Annotated in this window: 20 protein-coding genes; 17 read left to right on the top strand and 3 right to left on the bottom strand. The window is 36.8% G+C overall.

All coding sequences use genetic code 11. The features are described from left to right. Positions 1-161: 161 nt before the first annotated feature. From rpoB to ACGH46_RS09980, 16 genes are all read left to right on the top strand, one after another. Entirely contained in the window at positions 162-4,190 is a 4,029-nt protein-coding gene (gene rpoB, locus ACGH46_RS10055) for a DNA-directed RNA polymerase subunit beta (RefSeq protein ID WP_065559746.1), read from the top strand. Between the two features lie 91 nt (positions 4,191-4,281). After that, entirely contained in the window at positions 4,282-8,499 is a 4,218-nt protein-coding gene (rpoC, locus tag ACGH46_RS10050; protein ID WP_294825694.1) for a DNA-directed RNA polymerase subunit beta', read from the top strand. A gap of 79 nt (positions 8,500-8,578) precedes the next feature. Further along, entirely contained in the window at positions 8,579-8,893 is a 315-nt protein-coding gene (locus ACGH46_RS10045; protein WP_065559744.1) for an antibiotic biosynthesis monooxygenase family protein, read from the top strand. A gap of 450 nt (positions 8,894-9,343) precedes the next feature. Further along, positions 9,344-9,940, top strand: coding sequence for a LemA family protein (locus tag ACGH46_RS10040; RefSeq protein ID WP_220215979.1), 597 nt, complete (start codon positions 9,344-9,346; stop codon positions 9,938-9,940). Positions 9,941-9,948: 8 nt separating this feature from the next. Beyond that, positions 9,949-10,866, top strand: a complete 918-nt coding sequence (locus tag ACGH46_RS10035) for a TPM domain-containing protein (protein WP_411605526.1) — start codon at positions 9,949-9,951, stop codon at positions 10,864-10,866. A gap of 258 nt (positions 10,867-11,124) precedes the next feature. Then, a complete protein-coding gene (gene yceD, locus ACGH46_RS10030) occupies positions 11,125-11,634 on the top strand; it encodes a 23S rRNA accumulation protein YceD (protein WP_411605524.1) in 510 nt (169 codons plus the stop codon). A gap of 4 nt (positions 11,635-11,638) precedes the next feature. Next, a complete protein-coding gene (gene rpmF, locus ACGH46_RS10025; RefSeq protein ID WP_025316508.1) occupies positions 11,639-11,806 on the top strand; it encodes a 50S ribosomal protein L32 in 168 nt (55 codons plus the stop codon). Between the two features lie 33 nt (positions 11,807-11,839). Next, positions 11,840-12,886 carry a phosphate acyltransferase PlsX gene (gene plsX / locus ACGH46_RS10020; RefSeq protein WP_255556770.1) on the top strand — a complete coding sequence of 349 codons (1,047 nt, stop codon included), beginning with the start codon at positions 11,840-11,842 and terminating at the stop codon, positions 12,884-12,886. Between the two features lie 4 nt (positions 12,887-12,890). Then, entirely contained in the window at positions 12,891-13,844 is a 954-nt protein-coding gene (locus tag ACGH46_RS10015) for a beta-ketoacyl-ACP synthase III (protein ID WP_411605522.1), read from the top strand. A 35-nt stretch (positions 13,845-13,879) separates the two neighbouring features. Next, a complete protein-coding gene (fabD, locus tag ACGH46_RS10010; protein WP_411605520.1) occupies positions 13,880-14,815 on the top strand; it encodes an ACP S-malonyltransferase in 936 nt (311 codons plus the stop codon). A gap of 19 nt (positions 14,816-14,834) precedes the next feature. Next, complete coding sequence (gene fabG / locus ACGH46_RS10005) at positions 14,835-15,569, top strand: 3-oxoacyl-ACP reductase FabG (protein WP_267352155.1); 735 nt, start codon at positions 14,835-14,837, stop codon at positions 15,567-15,569. 150 nt (positions 15,570-15,719) lie between these two features. After that, positions 15,720-15,953 carry an acyl carrier protein gene (gene acpP / locus ACGH46_RS10000; RefSeq protein WP_065559736.1) on the top strand — a complete coding sequence of 78 codons (234 nt, stop codon included), beginning with the start codon at positions 15,720-15,722 and terminating at the stop codon, positions 15,951-15,953. Between the two features lie 160 nt (positions 15,954-16,113). Beyond that, a complete protein-coding gene (fabF, locus tag ACGH46_RS09995; RefSeq protein ID WP_267352156.1) occupies positions 16,114-17,358 on the top strand; it encodes a beta-ketoacyl-ACP synthase II in 1,245 nt (414 codons plus the stop codon). Positions 17,359-17,522: 164 nt separating this feature from the next. Next, positions 17,523-20,999 carry a DNA polymerase III subunit alpha gene (gene dnaE / locus ACGH46_RS09990; protein ID WP_411605518.1) on the top strand — a complete coding sequence of 1,159 codons (3,477 nt, stop codon included), beginning with the start codon at positions 17,523-17,525 and terminating at the stop codon, positions 20,997-20,999. A 242-nt stretch (positions 21,000-21,241) separates the two neighbouring features. Then, entirely contained in the window at positions 21,242-22,201 is a 960-nt protein-coding gene (gene accA, locus ACGH46_RS09985) for an acetyl-CoA carboxylase carboxyl transferase subunit alpha (RefSeq protein ID WP_267352158.1), read from the top strand. A gap of 21 nt (positions 22,202-22,222) precedes the next feature. Beyond that, positions 22,223-22,591, top strand: a complete 369-nt coding sequence (locus ACGH46_RS09980; protein ID WP_411605516.1) for a diacylglycerol kinase — start codon at positions 22,223-22,225, stop codon at positions 22,589-22,591. Positions 22,592-22,659: 68 nt separating this feature from the next. Here ACGH46_RS09980 and ACGH46_RS09975 read toward each other — a convergent pair whose 3' ends face one another. The 3 genes from ACGH46_RS09975 to metK form a co-directional block, all read right to left on the bottom strand. Next, positions 22,660-23,502, bottom strand: coding sequence for a 23S rRNA (adenine(2030)-N(6))-methyltransferase RlmJ (locus ACGH46_RS09975; protein ID WP_411605514.1), 843 nt, complete (start codon positions 23,500-23,502; stop codon positions 22,660-22,662). Positions 23,503-23,775: 273 nt separating this feature from the next. After that, positions 23,776-24,279 carry a SprT family zinc-dependent metalloprotease gene (locus ACGH46_RS09970; RefSeq protein ID WP_411605513.1) on the bottom strand — a complete coding sequence of 168 codons (504 nt, stop codon included), beginning with the start codon at positions 24,277-24,279 and terminating at the stop codon, positions 23,776-23,778. Further along, complete coding sequence (gene metK / locus ACGH46_RS09965; protein ID WP_267352161.1) at positions 24,263-25,414, bottom strand: methionine adenosyltransferase; 1,152 nt, start codon at positions 25,412-25,414, stop codon at positions 24,263-24,265. The genes ACGH46_RS09970 and metK overlap by 17 nt, the downstream gene beginning before the upstream one ends. A 212-nt stretch (positions 25,415-25,626) precedes the next feature. On the opposite strand from metK, the gene murI reads away from it, so the two are divergent. Beyond that, a complete protein-coding gene (gene murI, locus ACGH46_RS09960; protein ID WP_411605511.1) occupies positions 25,627-26,442 on the top strand; it encodes a glutamate racemase in 816 nt (271 codons plus the stop codon). The last annotated feature ends 189 nt before the right edge of the window (positions 26,443-26,631 follow it).

Below are 26,631 nucleotides of genomic sequence, written 5' to 3'. Positions count from 1 at the left end.
CTATCAATAAAAAGCAATAAAGAAATAGTATATTTATTAAGCCTAATCAATTGATATTTATAGATATTTTCGATGAGGTGTCAGGCGTTATTATTCGATTGAAGTGCTCCTGATGAATATTTAATCATGCTAAAATAGCAGATAAGCAAGTTGAGGAACTAATGGTTTACTCTTATACCGAGAAAAAACGAATTCGTAAGAATTTTGGTAAGCGTCCACAAGTCTTGGATATACCGTATCTTCTTTCTATTCAACTTGATTCGTTCCAGAAATTTATTGAGCAAGATCCAGAAGGTCAGTATGGTTTAGAAGCCGCTTTTCGTTCAATATTTCCGATAAAAAGTTATAGTGGTAATGCTGAGTTACAATACGTGAGCTTTAAGATGGGCGAACCTGTGTTTGATGTAAAAGAATGTCAAATTAGAGGGATCACTTACTCAGCACCGTTGCGCGTAAAATTACGTTTAGTTATTTATGATAAAGATGCACCAGAAGGAACTGTAAAAGATATTAAAGAGCAAGACGTCTACATGGGCGAAATTCCTTTAATGACGGACAATGGAACATTTGTAATCAATGGTACCGAACGGGTAATCGTTTCACAATTACATCGTAGTCCAGGTGTGTTCTTTGATAGTGATAAAGGTAAAACACACTCTTCTGGTAAAGTTTTATATAATGCTCGGATTATTCCTTATCGTGGCTCTTGGCTTGATTTCGAATTTGATCCAAAAGACAATCTTTTTGCTCGTATTGACCGTCGTCGTAAACTTCCAGCAACAATTATTTTGCGCGCATTAGGTTATGAAACAGAAGAAATTTTAAATATCTTCTTTGAGAAAACCATTTTTGAAGTTGGCAAATCCAAATTAAAAATGGATTTAGTCCCAGAGCGTTTACGTGGTGAAACAGCCTTATTTGATATTGAATCAAAAGGTAAAGTGTACGCTGAAAAAGGTCGCCGTATTACTGCACGTCATATTCGTGAATTAGAAAAAGATAAAGTAAGCAAAATTGATGTACCTGTTGAATACATCGTTAATAAAGTGCTTGCTAAAAACTATGTCAATGACGCAACAGGTGAAGTCATTGCATTTGCTAATACACCAATTTCATTAGAATTGTTATTAGAATTAACGAATGCAGGCTACAAAAAAATTGAAACATTATTCACCAATGATCTTGATCATGGGGCGTTTATCTCTGAAACATTAAATGTTGATTCAACACGCGATCGTTTAGGTGCATTAGTTGAAATTTATCGCATGATGCGACCAGGTGAGCCACCAACAAAAGAAGCAGCAGAAGCGTTATTTGACAACTTATTCTTCTCTGATGAACGTTATGATTTATCAGCGGTTGGTCGAATGAAATTTAATCGTTCTTTAGGTCGTGATGATATTGAAGGTCAAAGCGTTTTAACTAAAGATGATATCGTTGACGTTATGAAGAAATTAATCAGTATTCGTAATGGTCATGGTGATGTTGATGATATCGACCACTTAGGTAATCGTCGTATTCGTAGCGTTGGTGAAATGGCAGAAAACCAATTCCGTATTGGTTTAGTGCGTGTTGAAAGAGCCGTAAAAGAGCGTTTATCTTTAGGTGATCTTGATTCATTAATGCCACAAGATATGATTAATGCTAAACCAATTTCAGCGGCAATCCGTGAGTTCTTTGGTTCTAGCCAGTTATCTCAGTTTATGGATCAAAACAATCCATTATCTGAAATTACGCATAAACGTCGTATTTCTGCATTAGGTCCGGGTGGTTTAACTCGTGAGCGAGCAGGCTTTGAAGTCCGTGACGTACATCCAACTCATTATGGTCGTGTATGTCCGATTGAAACGCCTGAAGGTCCAAACATCGGTTTGATTAACTCGTTAGCGGTCTATTCTCGTACTAATGAGTATGGTTTCTTAGAAACACCATATCGTCGAGTGATTGACGGTGTTGTGACTGATGAAATTAATTATTTATCAGCAATTGACGAAAGTGAATTTGTTATTGCACAGGCGAACTCAAACCTTGATGAGGAAGGTCGCTTTAAAGAAGATTTAGTGACTTGTCGTTTAAATGGTGAGTCGGGCTTATATAGTCCTGAACAAGTTCATTATATGGACGTTTCAACACAACAAATCGTGTCAGTTGGTGCGTCATTAATTCCATTCTTGGAACATGACGATGCGAACCGTGCTTTGATGGGTGCAAACATGCAACGTCAAGCAGTTCCGACATTAAAAGCGGAAAAACCATTTGTTGGTACCGGTATGGAACGTGCGGTAGCTGTTGACTCAGGTGTAACAGCCGTTGCTCGTCGTGGTGGTACTGTTCAATATGTTGATGCGTCACGTATCGTAGTCAATGTAAATGCCGATGAAATGTATGCGGGTGAAACAGGGATTGATATTTATAACTTAACTAAATATACCCGTTCTAACCAAAATACCTGTATCAATCAAATTCCATGCGTGGAATTAGGCGAAAAAGTTGAACGTGGTGATGTACTTGCAGATGGTCCATCAACTGATTTAGGTGAACTTGCATTAGGTCAAAACATGCGCGTGGCATTTATGCCATGGAATGGTTATAACTTTGAGGATTCTATTTTAGTTTCTGAAAAAGTGGTACAAGATGATCGTTTCACCTCGATCCATATTCAAGAGTTATCTTGTGTATCTCGTGATACTAAATTAGGTGCTGAAGAAATCACCGCTGATATTCCAAATGTGGGTGAAGCTGCGCTTTCTAAATTAGATGAATCAGGTATTGTTTATATCGGTGCTGAAGTTAAAGGTGGTGATATTCTTGTTGGTAAAGTGACGCCTAAAGGTGAAACACAATTAACACCAGAAGAAAAATTACTACGTGCAATTTTTGGTGAAAAAGCATCTGACGTTAAAGATACGTCTTTACGTGTACCAAATGGTGTTTCTGGTACGGTTATTGATGTCCAAGTCTTCACTCGTGATGGTGTACAAAAAGATAAACGTGCACTTGAAATTGAAGAGATGCAACTTAAACAAGCAAGAAAAGATTTAACTGAAGAGCTTAAAATCTTAGAAGCAGCTTTATTTGCGCGTATTCGTGATGTGTTAATTTCAGGTGGTATTAAAGCTGATAAATTAGATGCCTTACCACGAGAAAAATGGTTAACAATCGGTATTTCAAACGAAAGCAAACAAGCACAGTTAGAGCAACTTGCTGAACAGCACGAAGAAATTAAACTTGAGTTTAACAAAAAGCTTGAAGCTAAACGCATGAAGATTACACAAGGTGATGATTTACAACCTGGTGTGCTCAAAATTGTTAAAGTTTACTTAGCGGTTAAACGTCAAATTCAGCCTGGTGATAAAATGGCGGGTCGTCATGGTAACAAAGGGGTTATCTCTAAGATTAATCCAATTGAAGATATGCCATATGATGACAAAGGTCGTCCAGTCGATATCGTGTTAAACCCACTAGGGGTTCCGTCTCGTATGAACATTGGACAGATCCTAGAAACCCACTTAGGTATGGCGGCTAAAGGTATTGGTCAAAAAATTGATACAATGCTTAAAGAACAGCAAGAACTTGCTAAATTACGTGAGTTTATCCAAAAAGCATACGATCTTGGTTTAGGTGCTGCACAAAAAGTAAATGTTGCAGAATTTACCGATCAAGAAGTCATGACATTGGCACAAAATTTACGTAATGGTATGCCACTTGCTACACCAGTGTTTGATGGTGCAAAAGAGCAAGAAATCAAGTCATTACTAGAATTGGGTGATTTGCCGACTTCAGGCCAAATTACATTGTATGATGGTCGTACAGGTGAGCAGTTTGAACGTCCGGTAACAGTAGGTTATATGTACATGCTGAAATTAAATCACTTAGTTGATGATAAGATGCATGCACGTTCTACAGGTTCATATAGTCTGGTTACTCAACAGCCATTGGGTGGTAAAGCTCAATTTGGTGGTCAGCGTTTCGGTGAGATGGAAGTATGGGCACTTGAAGCTTATGGTGCTGCTTACACACTACAAGAAATGCTAACGGTTAAATCAGATGACGTAAACGGCCGTACTAAGATGTATAAAAATATTGTAGATGGTGATCATCGTATGGAACCTGCGATTCCAGAATCATTTAATGTATTGTTAAAAGAGATTCGTTCGCTAGGTATTAATATCGAGTTAGATGAAGAGTAATCTTCACTAACTAAAAATGATTTCTATTTATAGGGATAACTTATTAGCGATAATAAGTTATCTAATTGGTTTAACTCCATAGGAGCCAATTGTGAAAGACTTACTAAAGTTTCTAAAAGCACAGACAAAAACAGAAGATTTTGATGCTATCAAGATAGGTCTTGCCTCTCCTGATATGATTCGCTCATGGTCTTTTGGTGAAGTTAAAAAACCTGAAACAATCAACTATCGAACGTTCAAACCTGAGCGTGATGGATTGTTTTGTGCGCGTATTTTTGGACCAGTTAAAGACTATGAATGTTTATGTGGAAAATATAAACGTTTAAAACACCGTGGTGTGATCTGCGAAAAATGTGGCGTTGAAGTAACACAAGCGAAAGTACGTCGTGAGCGTATGGGGCATATTGAACTTGCATCGCCAACTGCACACATCTGGTTTTTAAAATCATTACCATCTCGTATTGGTTTATTGTTAGATATGCCACTTCGTGATATCGAACGTGTTCTTTATTTTGAATCATTTATGGTTCTTGATGGTGGTATGACCAACTTAGAGCGTGGTCAAATCTTAACAGAAGAGCAATATTTAGATGCGTTAGAAGAGTTTGGTGATGAATTTGATGCTCGCATGGGTGCCGAAGCTATCCAAGAGTTGTTGCGTAATATTGATGTACAAGCGGAATGTGAAGCACTACGTGACGAACTTTCAACAACAAACTCTGAAACAAAACGGAAGAAAATCACTAAACGCATTAAGATTATTGAAGCATTCATTCAATCAGAAAATAAACCTGAATGGATGATCTTAAACGTATTGCCTGTGTTGCCACCAGATTTACGTCCATTAGTACCACTTGATGGTGGACGTTTTGCAACATCAGATTTGAATGATCTTTATCGTCGAGTGATCAACCGTAATAACCGTTTAAAACGTTTATTAGACTTAGCTGCGCCAGATATTATTGTACGTAATGAAAAACGTATGTTACAAGAATCTGTCGACGCATTATTAGATAATGGTCGCCGTGGTCGTGCTATTACCGGTTCAAACAAACGTCCATTAAAATCACTTGCCGATATGATTAAAGGTAAGCAAGGTCGTTTCCGTCAAAACCTATTAGGTAAACGTGTTGACTACTCAGGTCGTTCTGTAATTACAGTGGGACCATACTTGCGTTTACACCAATGTGGTTTACCGAAAAAAATGGCACTTGAGCTTTTCAAACCATTTATCTACGGTAAATTAGAGCGTCGTGGCTATGCAACAACCATCAAAGCTGCGAAGAAAATGGTTGAACGTGAAGATGCGATTGTTTGGGATATCTTAGATGAAGTTATCCGTGAACATCCCGTATTACTAAACCGTGCACCAACACTTCACAGATTGGGTATTCAAGCATTTGAACCTATCTTAATTGAAGGTAAAGCGATTCAGTTACATCCATTAGTTTGTGCGGCATTCAATGCTGACTTCGATGGTGACCAAATGGCGGTTCACGTACCATTAACGTTAGAAGCGCAATTAGAAGCGCGTGCGTTAATGATGTCAACCAACAACATTCTTTCGCCTGCGAGTGGTGAGCCTATTATTGTTCCTTCACAGGATGTGGTATTAGGTCTTTACTATATGACTCGTGATAAAGTCAATGCGAAAGGTGAAGGCATGATTTTAACCGGTCCTAAAGAAGCAGAAAAACTGTATCGTTTAGGTCTTGTTGAGCTACATGCTAAAGTTAAAGTGCGTATCACTGAAAGCCAACGTAATAGTGTTGGTGAGTGGGAAGAAACAACGTCAGTTATTGATACTACTGTTGGGCGTGCTATTTTATGGTTGATTATGCCAAAAGGGATGAGTTACTCAGTGATTAACCAACCACTTGGCAAAAAAGCAATTTCACGTATTTTGAATATTTGCTATCGTCAACTAGGTATGAAAGAAACCGTTATTTTGGCTGACCAAGTAATGTATACCGGTTTTGCTTATGCTGCACGTTCTGGTGTTTCAGTTGGTATTGATGATATGGAAATTCCGGCTAAGAAATTACAAATCATCAACGAAGCTGAAATTGAAGTTGCTGAAATTCAAGAGCAATTCCAATCAGGTTTAGTCACAGCAGGTGAACGTTATAATAAAGTTATCGATATCTGGGCAGCAGCCAATGAACGTGTTGCAAAAGCCATGATGGATAACTTATCAACTGAAAAAGTGATTAATCGTGAAGGTAAAGAAGAAGTACAATCTTCTTTCAACAGTATTTATATGATGGCCGACTCAGGTGCGCGGGGTTCTGCAGCACAGATTCGTCAGTTAGCAGGTATGCGTGGTTTGATGGCAAAACCGGACGGCTCTATTATCGAAACACCAATTACAGCAAACTTCCGTGAAGGATTAAACGTACTTCAGTACTTTATTTCTACCCACGGTGCTCGTAAAGGTCTTGCTGATACAGCGTTAAAAACGGCGAACTCTGGTTATTTGACTCGTCGTTTAGTTGATGTTGCACAAGATTTAGTTGTTATTGAAGACGATTGTGGCACATTAGAAGGCGTAGTGATGACACCGGTTATCGAAGGTGGAGATGTTAAAGAGCCACTTCGTGAACGTGTATTAGGTCGTGTAACGGCTGAAGATGTGTTAAAACCAGGCAGTGCCGATATCTTGATTCCACGTAACACATTACTTGATGAAAGCTATTGTGATTTACTAGAAGCTGAATCGGTTGATAGTGTTAAAGTTCGTTCTGTTGTTTCGTGTGATACTGATTTTGGTGTTTGTGCGAAATGTTATGGTCGTGACTTAGCACGTGGTCACTTAGTGAATAAAGGTGAAGCAATCGGTGTTATCGCAGCTCAATCAATCGGTGAGCCGGGTACACAGTTAACCATGCGTACGTTCCATATCGGTGGTGCGGCATCAAGAGCGGCAGCAGAATCAAGTGTTCAAGTTAAAAACAAAGGTAGTATTAAATTAACTAATGCTAAATTTGTGACTAACCCAGACAAGAAATTGGTTATTACATCACGTAATGCTGAGTTAACGATTATCGATGATTTAGGTCGAATGAAAGAGACTTACAAAGTTCCTTATGGTTCGATTTTAACAAAAGGTAATGGCGCAGCAGTCGATGCTGGTGAAACAGTTGCTAACTGGGATCCGCATACAATGCCAGTTATCTCTGAAGCGAAAGGCTTTGTTAAATTTGTTGATATGGTTGATGGTCAAACGATTACCCGTCAAACCGACGAATTAACAGGTTTATCATCGATTGTTATTTTAGATGTCGCGGAGCGAACAGGTGTAGGTAAAGATTTACGTCCAGCAATCAAAATTGTTGATGCTAAAGGTAAAGATATCTATGTTGCAGGTACTGAAATGCTTGCACAATACTTCTTACCAGGTAAAGCATTAGTTCAATTAGAAGATGGTGCAGAAATCAATGTGGGTGATACGCTTGCACGTATTCCACAAGCCTCTGTAGGGACTAAAGATATTACCGGTGGTTTACCACGCGTAGCTGACTTATTTGAAGCTCGTAAACCGAAAGAATCAGCTATTCTTGCTGAAATTGATGGTATTATTTCGTTTGGTAAAGAGACCAAAGGTAAACGTCGCTTGATCATCACGCCATTAGATGGCAGTGAACCATATGAAGAGATGATTCCTAAATGGCGTCAACTTAACGTATTTGAAGGCGAACAAGTTGGACGTGGTGATGTGATTTCGGATGGTCCTGAATCAGCACATGATATCTTACGTCTACGTGGCGTAAATGCGGTAACACGTTACATTGTTAACGAAGTTCAAGAAGTTTATCGTCTGCAAGGTGTAAAAATCAATGATAAGCACATTGAAGTTATCGTTCGTCAGATGCTGCGTAAAGCAACGGTTATTCATCCGGGTGGTTCTCGTCTACTTGACGGTGAACAACTTGAAGTTTCACGCTTGAAGATTATTAATCGTGAACTTGAAGCACAAGGTAAAGAACCAATTGTTTATTTACACGATCTACTTGGTATTACTAAAGCATCATTAACAACTGAATCGTTTATTTCTGCGGCATCGTTCCAAGAAACGACTCGCGTATTAACCGAAGCAGCAGTTGCTGGTAAAAACGACGAATTACGTGGCTTAAAAGAAAACGTCATTGTTGGTCGATTGATTCCGGCTGGTACTGGTTATGCTTACCATAAAGAGCGTTTACGTAAACGTGCAGTACCATCAAGTGATGATATTCAAACAACAATTTCTGCTGAAGAAGCAACAGCTAACTTAGCTGAGTTACTTAATTCTGCAGAAGAAAACCAATAGTCAGTAGGACGAGTTATTAAAATAGCACGTGATCGCACGTGCTATTTTTTTATCTCAAATGAAATGAAAGGAGTTTTATATGTATATTGTTATGAACCGTTTTAAAATAAAACGAGGTAGTGAAGAGACTTTTATTGACATATGGCGTAATCGTGATAGCCATTTGAAAGAGATGAAAGGATTTAATCGTTTTTACTTTCTACAAGGAAAAACTGAACAGGATTATACTTTATTTTCTTCATTTGCCGAGTGGGAATCAAAGGCTGATTTTGAAGCTTGGGTAAATTCAGATCACTTCAAACATACTCATCGTAATACGAATAATCGACCGAATAATAGTGATATCTATTTTGAACCGGCACAATTAGAGTGTTTTGATGTTTTACTAAAATAATAAATTTGATGAAACAAGCAAAAATCTAATATTCCGATTCATCATTAATTCATTAAGGTTATGTGAGCAATAATCCAATAGTGACATAATGGAATTTAATAATAAGTTATGATTATACTTCGCAAAGTTTATAAAAATAGCTATAATACAATCTAACTATTATAAAAATGTTGGTGTGATTAGCGTATATTTATTCTAAAAAAATACAAAACTAATGAAAAATTAAGCTAATCCACATTGAATTACTTTTTTCCTGACTATCTTTTCTTTATTACTTATAGTGTTCTTTTTTGGTTCTGATTTAATTCATGTTTATATATTAATGATATTCAGTGCTCATTTCATATATTGATCTATATTTTGATGTCCTTAGTTTAATTGTTAATGGTTTCAATTAGTTATGTTTTTCTAAATTACCTATTAATTAGACAATTTTATAAGGGGTTTACGATGAAATCAAAACTTGTGTTACTCATTATTGCGTTACTTATTGTTGCCGGATTCATTTTTTTTAAAAACTACAATAGTATCCAAACTCAAGATGAAAAAGTGGCAGCTTCATGGTCAGAAGTTATTAACCAGTATAAACGTCGAGCAGATTTAGTCCCTAATTTGGTTAATACTGTTAAAGGATACGCGACACACGAGAAAGAGGTGTTTACACAAGTCACTGACGCCCGAGCCAAAGTTGGTTCAATACAATTAAATGCAGATCAACTTACCGATCCTGCTTTATTTTCTAAATTTCAACAAGCACAATCTGAATTGAGTTCTGCATTAAGTCGTTTGATAGCAGTTAGTGAAAATTATCCAGAGCTTAAAGCTAATACATTATATCAAGATTTAATGAGCCAACTTGAAGGTACTGAGAACCGTATTGCTGTTGCTCGAGGACGCTACATTGAAGCAGTGCAAAATTTCAATATTTATATCCGTCAATTACCTACAAAATGGGTAGCAGATGTTTTAGGCGTGAAACCAAAACAACAGTTTAGTGTTGAAAATGAAAAACAGATTTCTAATGCACCTGCAGTTAATTTTGGGTAGTGAATATAATGAAGAGATACTTTCCAGTTAGCTTATTGTTAATATTCAGTTGGTTTTGTTTTGGGCTGACTGAAATTCCACAATTTACCCGGCGGGTGATTGATACGACAAATACACTGACGCCATCACAAATTGATGATTTAGAATCGAGCTTAATTGAATTTGAAAAACCAAGAACTGACGGTGCTCAAATTATCATATTAATGATTGCAAAACTTGAAGATGAAACCATTGAACAATGCGCGACTCGAGTTTTTGCTCAATGGGGAATAGGAAAAAAAGGACAAGATAATGGTATTTTATTATTAATTGCTAAAGACGATAGACGTATGCATATTGAAGTCGGTTATGGGTTAGAGGGAACCATAACCGATTTAATTGCTAGTCATATTATTCGTGAACAATTAACACCGGAATTCAAACAAAATAACTATTATCAAGGTATCAAAAATGCTATATCCGTCTTGAAACAAAAAATAGATAACTCAGCCCCCCTAGGTAATGAAAATAGCAATGAATCCGATATTGGTACGCTACTTGCTGGTGAATTTGGTGCTAAGTTATTTAATTATGGTTTGGTCTCTTTTTTCATTTGCTTTGTTATCAATAGTATTATTCCGCTAGGATCGTCTAAACGCTCTGCCAGTCGAAATTTGGGTACTGGGCTACTTAATGGATTATCAGTAGGTGGGTTTACCTTATGGAATGGTCATTCTATATCCATTGCTTTTATCTTATTATTCTTGGCGTTTGTCATGAGTACGATTGCGAGTGGATTTTTACGAATAAATGGTAGCAGTGGTTCAGGTGGAGGCGGATTCCGTGGAGGAGGTTTTGGCGGTGGAGGGTTTGGAGGTGGCTCAGGAGGATTTAGCGGTGGCGGAGGTGGTCGTAGTGGTGGTGGTGGCGCTTCTGGTAGCTGGTAAAATGATTAGAAATCGTTTTAATTTGTTTGTCTAAAATTGGCTTATAATTATCAAATAAAAATCTCAAATTTGATGTTTTTTATATTATTGAAATAATGGAGTAATAAAAATATCAAGCCAATAATCAACGACTAAAACAAATTATCTTATACGATCCCATTGACGAAACCTTGATTTAAAGGTAATATGCGCGCCTTACGGCATCGTGTAGTTTTTTAACTACACTAAATAATTTTTTAAGGTAGATGTGCATATTTTATGCAAAATAAATTGCCATTAACGATCGACCCTATTAAAGCTGCACAGAAACGACTTGATTATGTTGGATATTATCCAGCAAAAAGTGCAACAAGGGTTGAAAGTCCAAAAAGTGATATCGAGTGCCGCTTATCCTTTGATTATGATGAGCAAAAACTCTGTGTTATCAACATTGATGCGAAGATAACGTTGGAACTGATTTGCCAACGTTGTTTTAAACCTTTTATCACTGAAATTCATGTGATGAATAAATTTAGTCCTGTAAAGAGCGATGCTCAAGCAGAGACACTACCGGAACATTATGAACCTGTTCTGATGAACGAGTTCGGTGAAGTGGATATATTAGCGTTACTTGAGGACGAAATTATTCTCTCGTTACCAATTGCGCCGGTACATGATAGTAAACACTGCGAAGTGTCAGAGGCAGATATGGTATTTGGTGATATTCCAAAAGAGAATGAAAAGCCAAATCCATTTGCAATTTTAGTTAGTTTAAAGAATAAGGGGTAAATCCATGGCTGTTCAACAGAATCGTAAAACTCGTGCAAAACGTGGTATGCGTCGTTCACATGATGCATTAACTGTTGCTAATATCTCAGTTGATGAATCAGGTAAAACACATTTACGTCATCACGTAACCGCTGATGGTTATTATCGTGGTCGTAAAGTGATTTCGAAATAATTACTGCGAATTTAGAAATCCTCAGGTGACATTTTGGATAATCTAACCATCGCGTTAGATGCTATGAGCGGGGACTTCGGTCCTCGTATTGTTGTTCCTGCTGCAATACAAGCACTAAATCGTTATCCAAATCTTTCTATCTTTCTGGTAGGTAATCTAACAGAAATAAGCTCCTTTTTGTCTAAAGAAAATACCAAACTTATTGCACAGTATCAAAACGATAGTCGATTGGTATTGATAGAATCAACCACTGTGATTACGAATGACATGAAGCCATCTTACGCAATTCGCCATAGTCAAGGCTCTTCAATGAGAATTGCATTGGAACTTGTCAAAGAAAACTCTGCTCAAGCATGTGTTAGTGCAGGTAATACAGGGGCTTTGATGGGGTTATCTAAACTTTTATTACATTCTCTAACCGGAATTGACCGTCCCGCTTTGGTTGCGACTATACCAGCCTTAAATAATCAAGATACAGTTGTTTTGGATCTCGGGGCTAATGCTGAATGTGATAGCGATATGTTAGTACAATTTGCGATAATGGGTGAGATTCTTGCTAAGACTGTACTTAAGATCGAAACTCCACGAGTTGCATTACTTAACATTGGTGAAGAGGATATTAAAGGATTAGATAAAATTCGTGCAGCTGCGGCTGTATTAAAATCGAATGATCAAATTAATTATATCGGTTATTTAGAAGGCAATGATCTTTTAACTGGTAAAACCGATGTGTTAGTTTGTGATGGGTTCGTAGGTAATGTAACACTAAAAACGGTCGAAGGCTTAATCAAAATCTTTATGTCTTCGTTTAAGTTATCTTTGAATCATAATTCTTTTTTAATGAAATTACTGAGCAAATGGGTACAAAGAAAGATTGCAAAAAATTTTTGTTATTTGGATCCTGGGCGATATAATGGAGCCTGTTTACTTGGACTTCAAAGTATTGTGATCAAAAGTCACGGTAGTGCCAATCAAAAATCTTTTTTTGCAGCAATAGAACAAGCTATTTTGGCTATCCAAACAAATATACCAGAGAAGATTGCAACTAGTCTTTCTTCCGCACTACCTAAGAGCGAATAATTAGATGTATACAAAGATATTAGGAACAGGAAGTTATCTTCCAAAACAGATTCGAACCAACGCAGATCTTGAAAAAATGGTTGATACTAGTGACGAATGGATTACAACTCGCACTGGTATCAAAGAAAGACGTATTGCCGCTCCTGATGAAACAGTAACAACAATGGCTTATGAAGCGGCAATTAATGCTATTGACATGGCTAGTATCGATAAAAATGATATTGGTTTAATTATTGTTGCAACAGCTACTTCAATTAATGCTTTTCCAAGTTCTGCAACTGAACTACAAGCTAAACTTGAGATAGGCGATGTGATTGCCTTTGATGTATCAGCAGCATGCTCAGGATTTGTTTATGCATTAGATATTGCGGATAAATATGTAAAAAGTGGTGCAATCAAATATGCTTTAGTGGTTGGATCCGACATGTTAACACGTGGTGTTGATCCGGCTGACCGTGGGACTGTAATTATTTTTGGTGATGGAGCAGGTGCTGTTGTTGTAGGCGCATCTGAAGAGCCCGGCATTATTGCTTCACATCTACATGCTGACGGACGTTATGGCGATCTATTAAAATATCCCTATGTCGATCGCCGTAATATGAATGATCCTGTCTATATGACGATGCATGGTAATGAAGTGTTTAAAATAGCAGTTAAAGAACTCTCAAATTTAGTTGATGAGCTTTTAACTGAAAATGCTTTTAATAAAACCGATTTAGATTGGTTGGTGCCTCATCAAGCAAATTTAAGAATTATTTCAGCGACAGCTAAACGTTTAGATATGGATATGAGTAAAGTCATTGTAACGTTGGATAAACAAGGAAATACTTCAGCTGCATCGGTACCTTGTGCATTAGATGCTGGTGTCCGAGATGGACGCATTAAACGTGGCCAATTAATTCTATTAGAGGCATTTGGTGGTGGTTTTGTATGGGGCTCTGCGCTCGTTAGATTTTAACTAATCAATTATTTTAAGTGATCAAGGATTTTAAAATGACCAAATTTGCAATGGTATTTCCAGGACAAGGTTCACAAGCGGTAGGTATGCTAAAAGATCTTGCTGATAATTATCCAATTGTGAAATCAACTTTTGATGAAGCTTCACAGGTATTAGGCTATGACTTATGGACACTAGTACAAGACGGTCCAGTAGAAGAATTAAATAAAACTTGGCAAACACAACCTGCGTTACTTGCTGCATCTGTAGCAATTTATCGGGTATGGCAGAGTGTAAATGGTGCACAACCAGATTTTATGGCAGGCCATAGTTTAGGTGAATATTCAGCATTAGTTTGTGCAGGTGTTATTGATTTTAAAGATGCTATCAAATTAGTCGAACTACGCGGACAACTTATGCAAGAAGCCGTACCAACAGGTACAGGCGCAATGTATGCAATCATTGGACTTGATAATGAGTCAATTCGTAAAGCATGTGAACAAGCCGCTCAAGGTCAAATTGTTGCACCTGTTAATTTCAACTCACCGGGTCAAGTTGTTATTGCTGGTAATAAAGAAGCGGTTGAACGTGCTGGTGCTTTATGTAAAGAAGCAGGTGCTAAACGCGCATTACCTCTTGCCGTGAGTGTTCCTTCACATTGTGCATTGATGAAACCGGCAGCAGATAAATTAGCAATAGCATTAGAAAACATTACTTTTAATACGCCAAAATTTGCAGTAATTAATAATGTCGATGTTAAAGTTGAATCATCTGCAGCTCAAATTAAAGCAGCGCTTATTGCTCAGCTTTATAGTCCTGTTCGATGGACTGAAACAGTTGAAGAAATGGCAAAACAAGGTATAACCCTTTTAGTTGAAATGGGACCAGGTAAAGTATTAACAGGATTGACTAAACGTATTGTTGATTCATTGTCTGCTAGTGCAGTCAATGATAAAGCTTCATTAGATGTTGCGTTAGAAAATACTAAATAAAAATTTAAAAGAGGTAGTTATGAACCTATCAGGAAAAATTGCTTTAGTTACAGGTGCCAGCCGCGGAATAGGTAAAGCGATTGCAGAAAAATTAGTTGCATGTGGTGCAACAGTTATTGGTACAGCAACAACGGAAAAAGGTGCTGAAGCAATAAGCCAATATTTAGGCTCACACGGTAAAGGTTATGCTTTGAATGTGACAGATGAAGCATCAATTGAATCGGTTATTGGTGCAATTAAAACGGAATTTGGTGATATTGATATTTTGGTTAATAATGCAGGTATTACCCGTGATAATTTATTAATGAGAATGAAAGAAGATGAATGGCAAGATATTTTGAATACCAATTTAACTTCTGTGTTTCGTCTCTCAAAAGCCTTAATGCGAACTATGATGAAAAAGCGTTATGGCAGAATTATTACTATCGGTTCAGTTGTGGGAACGATGGGTAACGCCGGTCAAGCGAATTATGCGGCAGCAAAAGCAGGTTTAATTGGTTTTAGTAAATCATTAGCTCGTGAAGTCGCATCACGAGGAATTACAGTCAATGTTGTTGCGCCAGGCTTTATCGCAACAGATATGACAGAAGCACTTACTGATGATCAGAAAGCGTTAACATTAGCACAAGTCCCTACAGGGCGTTTAGGTGAACCCGCTGAAATTGCAAGTGCTGTGGCATTTTTGGCATCTGATGAAGCTTCTTACATCACGGGTGAAACTTTGCATGTCAATGGTGGCATGTATATGGTGTAATTGATTGGAATAGTGTAAAATAAGTTAATATTTTGACGATTCGAACAAAAATTAAGCAATTGGGTTGAAAAATGATTTGCATCTTTTTCAACATTTTATAAACTTACATTCACCGCCACTTTCGGCGATTTTTATAGGAAAAAAAAGAGTATGAGCACTATTGAAGAGCGAGTTAAAAGTATTATTGTTGAGCAACTTGGTGTGAAAGAAGACGAAGTAAAAAATGAATCTTCTTTTGTAGAAGATCTTGGCGCTGACTCTCTTGATACTGTTGAACTAGTTATGGCTTTAGAAGAAGAATTCGATACAGAAATTCCTGACGAAGAAGCTGAAAAAATCACAACTGTTCAATCAGCAATTGATTATATTACTGCAAATCAATAATTTTAGCTGAGTTTTCATAATAGGCGGTCAACTGATCGCCTAGTTTATATTTATGTCTTTAACTTGTTGAAGTATATCAACTTGATGTTTATTATTAGAAAACTCAAAGTAAAAATTTCATTGATTCAAATTTCATCTCAATCCTTTTCTGGAGGACAATGTGTCTAAACGCAGAGTTGTTGTTACTGGAATGGGCATGATATCTCCAGTTGGTAATACAGTTGAATCCACATGGCAAGCTTTATTAGCAGGTCAAAGTGGTGTTGAACTCATCGAACATTTTGATACAGCCCCTTTTGCAACGCGCTTCGCAGCGATGGTTAAAAACTTTAATGGCGAAGATTATAATATTTCACGTAAAGATGCACGTAAAATGGATTATTTTATCCAATATGGCATAGCCGCTGGTATTCAAGCAATGCAAGATGCTGGCATCGAAATTACGGAAGAAAATTCAGAACGTATTGGCTGCGCTATTGGTTCAGGTATTGGTGGACTTGGATTAATTGAGGAAAATCACAGTGCGCTAATTAATGGCGGACCACGTAAAATTAGCCCATTTTTTGTTCCATCAACCATCGTTAATATGATTGCTGGTCATTTATCCATTATTTATGGATTAAAAGGACCGAGTATTACTATAGCTACCGCTTGTTCTTCTGGCGTTCATAATATCGGACATGCAGCAAGAATGATTGCTTATGGTGATGCAGACGGCATGCTTGCCGGTGGTGGCGAAAAAGCGAGTACACCGCTTGGTATTGGTGGTTTTGGTGCAGCACGTGCATTATCAACCAATAATGACAATCCTAAAGCGGCGAGTCGACCTTGGGATAAAGACCGTGATGGTTTTGTACTTGGCGACGGTGCAGGAATCATGTTTTTAGAAGAGTATGAGCATGCTAAAAAACGTGGTGCTAAAATTTATGCTGAAGTTGTCGGTTTTGGAATGAGCGGCGATGCTTACCATATGACTTCACCTCCAGAAGATGGTAGTGGTGCAGCTTTAGCGATGAAATGTGCAATTCGTGATGCAGGTATTACACCTAATCAAGTTGGTTATATCAATGCGCATGGGACATCGACTCCTGCAGGTGATAAAGCTGAAACTCAAGCAGTAAAAAGTATTTTTAAAGAAAATTCAAGCAAAGTTATGGTCAGTTCAACAAAATCAATGATTGGTCATTTACTCGGTGCAGCTGGTGCTGTTGAATCAATCTTTACTGTACTTGCATTACGTGATCAAGCTGTACCGCCAACAATTAATTTAGATAATCCTGATGAAGGATGTGATCTCGATTATGTTCCTCATACAGCTCGTCAAGTTAAGAATTTAGAGTATGCACTGTGTAACTCGTTTGGTTTCGGTGGAACGAATGGTTCAGTGTTATTCAAAAAAATCTAATTTCTTATTCTGAAATTATTCGTCGGTAATTTTTATTATCGACGAAAGCCTTCCTGAAAATTATTTTGGTGTGTTATATCTTATCGACAAAGAGAATAAGAATATTTATATAGCTTGTGATATAATCTGATATAAATTTTAAAGCATTATCATTACTGGAAATTATGGCAGAACCTCAATTTATTCATCTCCATTTGCATAGCGATTTTTCTATGGTTGACGGAATTGCGAAAGTAGGCACATTAGTAAATGAGGTGAGCAAGTTACAGATGCCAGCCTTTGCGATTACCGATTTTACTAATTTATGTGGTCTTGTAAAATTTTATGGCACAGCAATGTCAAAAGGCATCAAACCTATCATTGGTGCTGATCTTGCTATAAAAAATCCACAAATGCCAGATGATATTTTTCGGTTAACTTTACTTGCAGCCAATAATGATGGATATAAAAATCTTACCTTACTGATTTCCAAAGCTTATGAAAGAGGTTACATCGGTGATATTCCGGTTGTTGATCAAGAATGGTTAACAGAGTATCGATCTGGTTTAATTGTTTTAGCAGGTCGTGAAAGTGATATTGGTATCGGAATCATTCGCAATAATCAATCAATTATTGATAATGCTATTCAATTTTATTGTGAAAACTTTCCATATCATTTTTACTTTGAATTAGTACGTACCAAACGTGTTAATGAAGAACTATTTATTCATAGTGCGGTTAAACTTGCAGAACAATATGCATTACCTGTTGTGGCAACTAATGATGTAAGATTTTTGGTTCCTTCTGATTTTGAAGCTCACGAAATTCGGGTTGCTATTCACGATGGTAATACCCTTGAAGATCCTAATAGACCCAAACACTACTCAGCTGAACAATATTTACGTTCAGAACAAGAAATGTGCGAACTGTTTTCTGACATTCCAGAAGCATTAGAAAATAGTGTTGAAATAGCCAAACGTTGTAATGTGTCGATTCGATTAGGGGAGTATTTTTTACCTAAGTTCCCAACAGGGAATATGTCTACAGAAGATTTTTTAGTTCACAAATCACGTGAAGGTTTGGAAGAAAGATTAGAACTTTTATTTCCTGATCCTAACGTTAGACAACAAAAACGACCAGAATATGATGAACGTTTAGAAACCGAATTAAACGTAATCAACCAAATGGGGTTTCCTGGCTATTTCCTGATCGTTATGGAATTTATTCAATGGTCTAAAGATAATGATATTCCTGTCGGTCCGGGTCGTGGTTCAGGGGCTGGTTCTCTTGTTGCTTATGCACTGAAAATAACGGATTTGGATCCGTTAGCCTTTGACTTACTTTTTGAACGTTTTTTAAATCCTGAACGGGTATCAATGCCAGATTTTGATGTTGATTTCTGTATGGAAAAACGTGATTTAGTGATTGATCATGTTGCTGACATGTACGGTCGAGATGCAGTTTCACAAATTATTACATTTGGTACAATGGCTGCTAAAGCCGTTATACGCGATGTGGGACGAGTACTGGGACACCCTTATGGATTTGTTGATCGTATCGCAAAGCTCATACCTCTTGACCCCGGAATGACCCTTGCAAAAGCGTTTGAACTCGAGCCTCAATTGCAAGAAATTTATGACAATAATGAAGATGTAAAATCATTAATTGATATTGCCAGACAATTAGAAGGGGTGACTCGAAACGCCGGTAAACACGCCGGTGGAGTCGTGATTTCACCAACTAAAATTACAGATTTTTCGCCTATCTATTGTGATTCTGAAGGTCATCATCCCGTTACACAATTTGATAAAAATGATGTTGAATATGCAGGACTGGTCAAATTCGACTTTTTAGGATTACGTACGTTAACCATTATTGATTGGGCAATCAAAATGATTAATGAGCGTCAGGCAAGAGAAGGTCTGGAAGCGGTTGATATTACACGCATTCCGCTTGATGATCAGAAATCGTTTGATTTACTATTAAATGCAGAAACGACTGCTGTTTTCCAGCTTGAATCGCGTGGTATGAAAGATCTCATAAGACGTTTAAAGCCCGACTGCTTTGAAGATATGATTGCATTAGTCGCATTATTCCGACCAGGGCCTCTACAATCAGGAATGGTGGATAATTTTATCGATCGTAAACATGGTCGTGAAGAGGTGTCTTATCCCGATATTAATCATCAGCACGAATCCTTGAAGCCTATATTAGAACCAACTTATGGCATTATTCTCTATCAAGAACAGGTCATGCAAATAGCACAAACGTTATCTGGTTATACCTTAGGTGGTGCGGATTTATTACGTCGAGCTATGGGTAAGAAAAAGCCAGAAGAAATGGCTAAGCAACGTTCTGTATTTAAAGAAGGCGCTGAAAAGCAGGGCGTAGATGGAGAACTGGCTATGCGGATTTTTGATTTAGTTGAAAAATTCGCAGGTTATGGTTTTAACAAATCGCATTCGGCTGCTTATGCACTTGTTTCTTATCAAACTCTCTGGCTAAAAACACACTATCCTGCAGAGTTTATGGCTGCAGTTATGACGGCTGATATGGACAATACCGATAAAATCGTTGGTCTGGTCGATGAATGCCTACGTATGGGACTCAAAATTAATCCGCCGGATATTAACAGTGGGTTGTATCATTTTCATGTGAATGAAAAAGGTGAAATTGTTTACGGTATTGGTGCAATAAAAGGTGTGGGCGAAGGTCCGATTGAGGCGATAGTTGAAGCGCGCAATAGTGGTGGATATTTCAAAAATATTTTTGAATTATGTGCACGAACAGATATGAAAAAAATTAACCGTCGTGTTTTAGAAAAACTCACCATGGCTGGCGCTTTTGATAAATTAGGTCCACATCGAGCAGCGATTTTAAATAGTATTAACGACGCTATGCAAGCGGCGGATCAATATGCTAAAGCACAAGATATTGGTCAAGAAGATATGTTTGGTGTATTAGCTGAAGAACCAGAACAAGTTGAACATGCTTATGCAGCTGTTCCAGAACTGCCAGAACAAGTTTTGCTTGATGGTGAACGTGATACTTTAGGGCTTTATTTAACGGGGCATCCGGTTACACAATACCTGAAGGAGTTAAATCGTTATGCTGGAGGTTTACGGATAAGTGAAGCTTCTCCAACGGGTTGGGGAAAAATGGCCACTTTTGCTGGTATTGTTGTTGATGCTAGAGTTCGCATTACTAAAAAAGGAAACAAAATCGGTTTATTTACGTTGGATGATCGCTCAGGTCGTATTGACGGTATGCTTTTTACTGATGCACTGGAAAAATTTGAGCATTTATTGGTTAAAGATAAAATTTTGATAGTCACCGGTCAAGTCAGTCATGATGATTTTAATGGTGGATTCAAAATGACGGTACGTGATATGGTCGACTTGAAGGATGCCCGAGCGAAGTATGTTAAAGGTTTGGCGGTGACATTAACTGACAGTGAAGCTGATAGAGCAATGTTGCAGCGTCTACAACAACTATTTGAACCCTATCGACATGGTAGTGTACCTGTAAATCTTTACTATCATAGGGATGACTCGATCGTTAGAATACAATTCGGTACAACTTGGCGAGTTATTCCTGAGGATGCTTTGATTGTAGAGCTTAAAACCTTGCTAGGTAATGATCGTATTGAATTTGAATTTTAGTAAATTAGTATAAAATTATTCCTATTAAGTAAAATAAAGGAATATAGCAAATCTACATTTAAGGATAAAAATAAGTTGTTCTTTTTTATATCCCAGTCGATAACATGATAAATGTAGATGACTTTAATTAGTATTACATAGTAAAATTGACTTAATTTTATTTTAAGAATTAGTCTTTATACTATATTAAATAATGTATTTATTACAAATACAAAATAAATTAAGAGGCAATCATAAGCGTTATGAACAATTTTTTGGAATTTGAAAAGCCGATAGCGGAATTAGAAGCAAAAATTAATTCCTTAAAGAATATTGATTCACAACAAGTTGAATTAGATATCAATTTAGACAAAGAGATTAAACAACTAAATAAAAAAAGTCGAGAGTTAACAAAAAAAATATTTGCAAATTTATCTCCATGGGAAATCGCACAATTAGCCAGACATCCAAATAGACCCTATACACTTGATTATATCAAAGAAATTTTTACTGATTTTGATGAGTTAGCAGGTGATCGTGCTTATGCTGATGATAAAGCAATCGTCGGTGGTATTGCTCGTATTGATGATCGACCAGTTATGGTAATTGGTCATCAAAAAGGTCGTGAAACAAAACAGAAAATATATCGTAACTTTGGTATGCCTGCACCTGAAGGTTATCGAAAAGCATTACGTTTAATGCAATTAGCTGAACGTTTTAAATTACCTATTATTACTTTTATTGATACGCCGGGAGCATATCCTGGTATTGGTGCCGAAGAGCGAGGACAAGCTGAAGCAATAGCTAGAAATTTACGTGAAATGTCTCGTCTTAACGTTCCAACTATTTGTACTGTTATTGGTGAAGGCGGTTCTGGTGGAGCACTCGCGATTGGTGTTGCTGATAAAGTGAACATGTTGCAGTACAGTACTTATTCGGTTATTTCTCCTGAAGGGTGTGCATCTATTTTGTGGAAAAGTGCTGATAAAGCTCCTGTTGCTGCTGAAGCAATGAATATGACAGCTGATAAATTACTTAAATTAGATCTAATTGATTCAATAATTCCTGAACCACTAGGTGGTGCTCATCGTGATTATTTTGCGGTATCCGATTCTTTGAAAAAACAGTTAATTAATGATCTTAATGAACTTGAAGAAATGGATTTATCCGTACTGCTTGAAAGAAGATTTCAACGCCTTATGAACTATGGTTATGCAAGATAGCCTTATTGGAATACTATTATTATGGAAAAAAAGACGGGTTTAAAACGTATAGTTAATGCAACAAAGTACTCTTTTAAAGGGTTTAAATCAGCGATCAAATATGAAACCGCATTTCGTCAAGAATTATTGTTGTTGATTGTGGCTTATATTGTGGTCATGCTAATTGATTTCACGATATATGAACGTATTTTATTATTAGGTTCTATTGGTGTTGTGATGATTGTTGAGCTTATCAACAGTGCCATTGAATGTGTGGTAGATAGAATCGGCAGTGAAAGACACGAGTTATCGGGTCGTGCTAAGGATTATGGATCTGCAGCCGTGTTTTTATCGTTATTATTAACGGTAATTTTATGGATTTACTTATTTTCCTGCCACTTTTTTCCCTAAATTCTTTCTAACTCATTGACAATTTGAATGATAATAGTGCGAGTGAAATACTCGCATTTCATTCTTTTTTATTCCGATACTAGCTCTTTAATGGTGAAGTTGCCTGTTTTTTCTGTATCCAGCTTCTCTTTTAACCAAGGCATGATCGATTGCATTTGCTCATGTAGCTTCCAAGGCGGATTAATTACAATCATACCGGATGCTGTCATTCCTTTCTGATTATTGTCAGGTTTTAGAGCAAGCTCAAACTGTGAAATTCGCTTAATTCCTAAATTTACAATTCCATCAATCATCCTTTGGGTCTGTGTTCGTGATACGACAGGATACCAGATAAGATAAACACCAGTCGCAAAACGTTTATACGCTTCATTTATCGCCGCTGGAATTTTTTGATAATCATCTTTGATCTCATATGAAGGATCAATTAATATCAGTCCTCGGCGTGATTCGGGAGGTAATTTTGATTTTAATTGTGCAAAGCCATCTTCACGTAATACTCTTGCGCGTTTATCCTTATTAAATTCCTGCCTTAACAAAGGATAGTCGGTTGGATGTAATTCGGTAAGATTAAGTTTATCTTGTTCCCGAAGTAGCTGTTTAGCAATGAGCGGTGAACCAGGATAATACTTTAAAGTATCAAATGGATTGTAGCGCTGAAGAATTGATAGATAAGTATCAAGTTGTTTTGGAAGATCCGGTTGTTGCCATAATAAATTAATCCCAGATAAATATTCTCCCGTTTTCTCAGCATGTTCACTTTTTAATAAATATCGCCCCGCACCACTGTGAGTATCCAGATATAAAAAAGGTTTTTCTTTTTCCTTTAACGATTCAATACATAGTGTTAATACAATATGTTTTAAAACATCTGCATGATTACCTGCATGGTAGCTATGACGATAACTTAACATTAAAAATTTAGCCTCATTTGTTTATTATTTTGCATATGAAATAGATAAAGCTTAATAAAGTAGGCAAGTCATTTTCATTAATTTTCAATTAAAGTTGAATACTGATGTTATCATCAGAAATTGATAGCCATATAAACTATATTTTGCGATATCGGTGTAACCTAAATATAAGGAGAATGAGTATTATAAGTCAGAAAGGGATTTTTTCAACTTTGTAGCCTTAAAGTGTATATGGCAAGAGATTATAGGTAACGTGTGCTCGTCATCTCACATTTAGGACAACATTTTTTGTTTAAGTTGTGTACCACATTTGCGACATAAATAATTTATATTATTGTGCTGAACTTTATTGTGTCTAATCTTTGTTAATTGATGCTCCTGACACTCACAATAGTATAAAAAAAAGTCTCGTTTAACATCGAAATTATGAGTTGTTTTAGGAATTTTACCTAGGATATTTGACATAACATTTTGCCATTCTTTGCCATGAGGCTTTACGTTGCCAAATTTTTTAAAAACAATTAGGTGCGCTAACTCATGGGGCACAACTTCTTCAATAAATACTTGTCCATTGTCGGCAAGCATTGTTGAATTCAATTGGATTTCCCAACGCATTAGAAAAGCACTTCCTGCCACACTTCCTTTAGGTTTGTAGATTATTTTAGGTTCGGTAAATTGCATATTTAGCAATTGATTAGCTTGCGCTAAGTTTTTTCTTAGGCAAGCTATAACTTGGTTGTGCAAATTTATGGGGATACGTTTAAAGTCCTGCTGCATCTCGTAATTGAGCCGCTTTATCTGTTTGTTCCCAAGGAAAAATATCTCGTCCAAAGTGACCATAACTTGCTGTTTTTTGATAAATTGGTTGAATTAAATTTAGCATTTTAATCAGTCCATAAGGTCTTAAATCAAAAAATTCCTTAATTAATGCAACAATTTTATCATGCGCAATTTTTTCCGTGCCAAATGTATTAACATAAATTGAAGTCGGATTAGCAATACCAATTGCATAAGATAGTTGTAATTCACATCTATCAGCTAATCCAGCAGCAACAATATTTTTTGCAACATAACGAGCAGCATAAGCAGCCGAACGGTCAACTTTTGATGGATCTTTACCAGAAAAAGCCCCACCACCATGACGAGCTGCTCCACCATAAGTATCCACAATTATTTTACGTCCGGTTAACCCACAATCCCCCATAGGTCCGCCAATAACAAAACGCCCAGTTGGATTGATGAAATATTTAGTTCGGGAAGTTAACCACTCAGCTGGTAAGGTTGGTTTGATGATCTCCTCCATTACCGCTTCATGTAATGCATTTTGTTCAATATCTTCTGCATGTTGAGTGGATAAAACAATCGTATCAACACCTTTAATTATGCCATTTTCATAAATTAATGTTACTTGGCTTTTGGCATCAGGTCTTAACCATGGAAGTATTCCTTTCTTTCTAACTTCAGCTTGGCGATGCATAAGCTCATGAGCATAACTGATTGCTGCTGGCATAAAGTTTGGCATTTCATTGGTTGCGTAGCCAAACATTATCCCCTGATCACCTGCTCCTTGCTGTAAAGGATCTTCACGATCTACACCTTGGTTAATATCGGGTGATTGTTTTCCAATTGCATTTAAAACAGCACAAGAATTAGCATCAAATCCCATTTCTGAACTGGTATATCCAATATCACTAATTGTTTTTCGGGTTAACTCTTCTATATCTACCCATGCTGAGGTTGTAATCTCGCCACCAACAAGTGCCATACCTGTTTTTACATAGGTTTCACATGCAACACGAGCTTTAGGATCTTGCTTTAAAATAGCATCAAGTACCGCATCTGAGATTTGATCGGCAATTTTATCTGGATGACCTTCTGAAACTGATTCAGAAGTGAATAGAAATTCTGACATTCAATACCTTCTTAAATTTATTCGTACGAATAACATATAAATTCAAAATAGCGCTCATTTTAGCAGTTTTACCATCTAGACGTCTAGTTAAAAAATTTTTCTAATAGTGTCTTTTCATCAATGACAGGTAATAAAATAACTTGCATTAATTTTTAATCAATTTACGATAGTTTGCGTTTTTACCAATCAATTAGCTAAACATCTACAGAAATATGAAAATAAAAAATACAACTCCTACAGTGCTAGTCTTTGATTCCGGTATTGGTGGATTATCGGTATATGACGCCATTTACAAGAAGATGCCTAATCTACATTACATTTATGCATTTGATAATGAAATGTTTCCTTACGGCGATAAGTCATCCGAATTTCTTATTGATAGGGTCACGTCAATTATTGGACATATTTCGAAACATTATTTTATTGACATAGCTGTTATTGCATGTAATACAGCAAGTACTATCTGTTTACCGAGTTTAAGATCCAAATTTTTTTTTCCTATTGTAGGTGTTGTTCCTGCTATTAAACCAGCTTGCCAAATTACCCAAAACAAATGTATCGGACTGCTGGCAACAAAGGCAACCATTGAACGCGCTTATACAACAAATCTCATTCAAGAATTTGCAACGGACTGTACAGTTAAACTACTTGGCTTAGCTGAGCTTGCATTTATTGCAGAAAATAAATTGCAAGGTGTTACTGTCGATATAAATCAATTACAAACTTTACTTGCGCCGTGGCTTTCTGAACCTGTTATACCAGATACTATTGTATTAGGTTGTACTCACTATCCATTTATCAAAGAAGAGTTACAAGTAATTTTTCCTAATGCGACATTTATTGATTCAGGAAATGCTATTGCTACTCGTGTCTATAATTTACTCAACGAACAATTTGATTTAAATGCAGAAAACAAGAGTGCTAAGGAAAATATTGTAATGAGTACCAACTATAACCAATATGTTGAAAAATTAACTGACAAATTAACTAAATATAAACTTAATAAATATCAATATATTAATATTTGACGTGTTTAAACCTTACTCGAACGGAGCAAAGATCTGCTTTTTTTGCTTGTAAAAAAAAATGAAGTGCCTATAATGCGCATCCACTGACACGGCGTCAGCGAAAGCAGGCGGAACAAGAGGTTAGTGAGCAGGATCAAAAATTTTGAAAAAAGATCTTGACGAATAAAAAGGTGTAGCGTAGTATACGCA

The organism is Gilliamella sp. CG22, assembly GCF_046635725.1.
Lineage (GTDB): Bacteria > Pseudomonadota > Gammaproteobacteria > Enterobacterales > Orbaceae > Gilliamella > Gilliamella apicola_I.
Note: the sequence above shows the minus strand (reverse complement) of the source record. Positions and strands in the feature narration are given on the sequence as shown.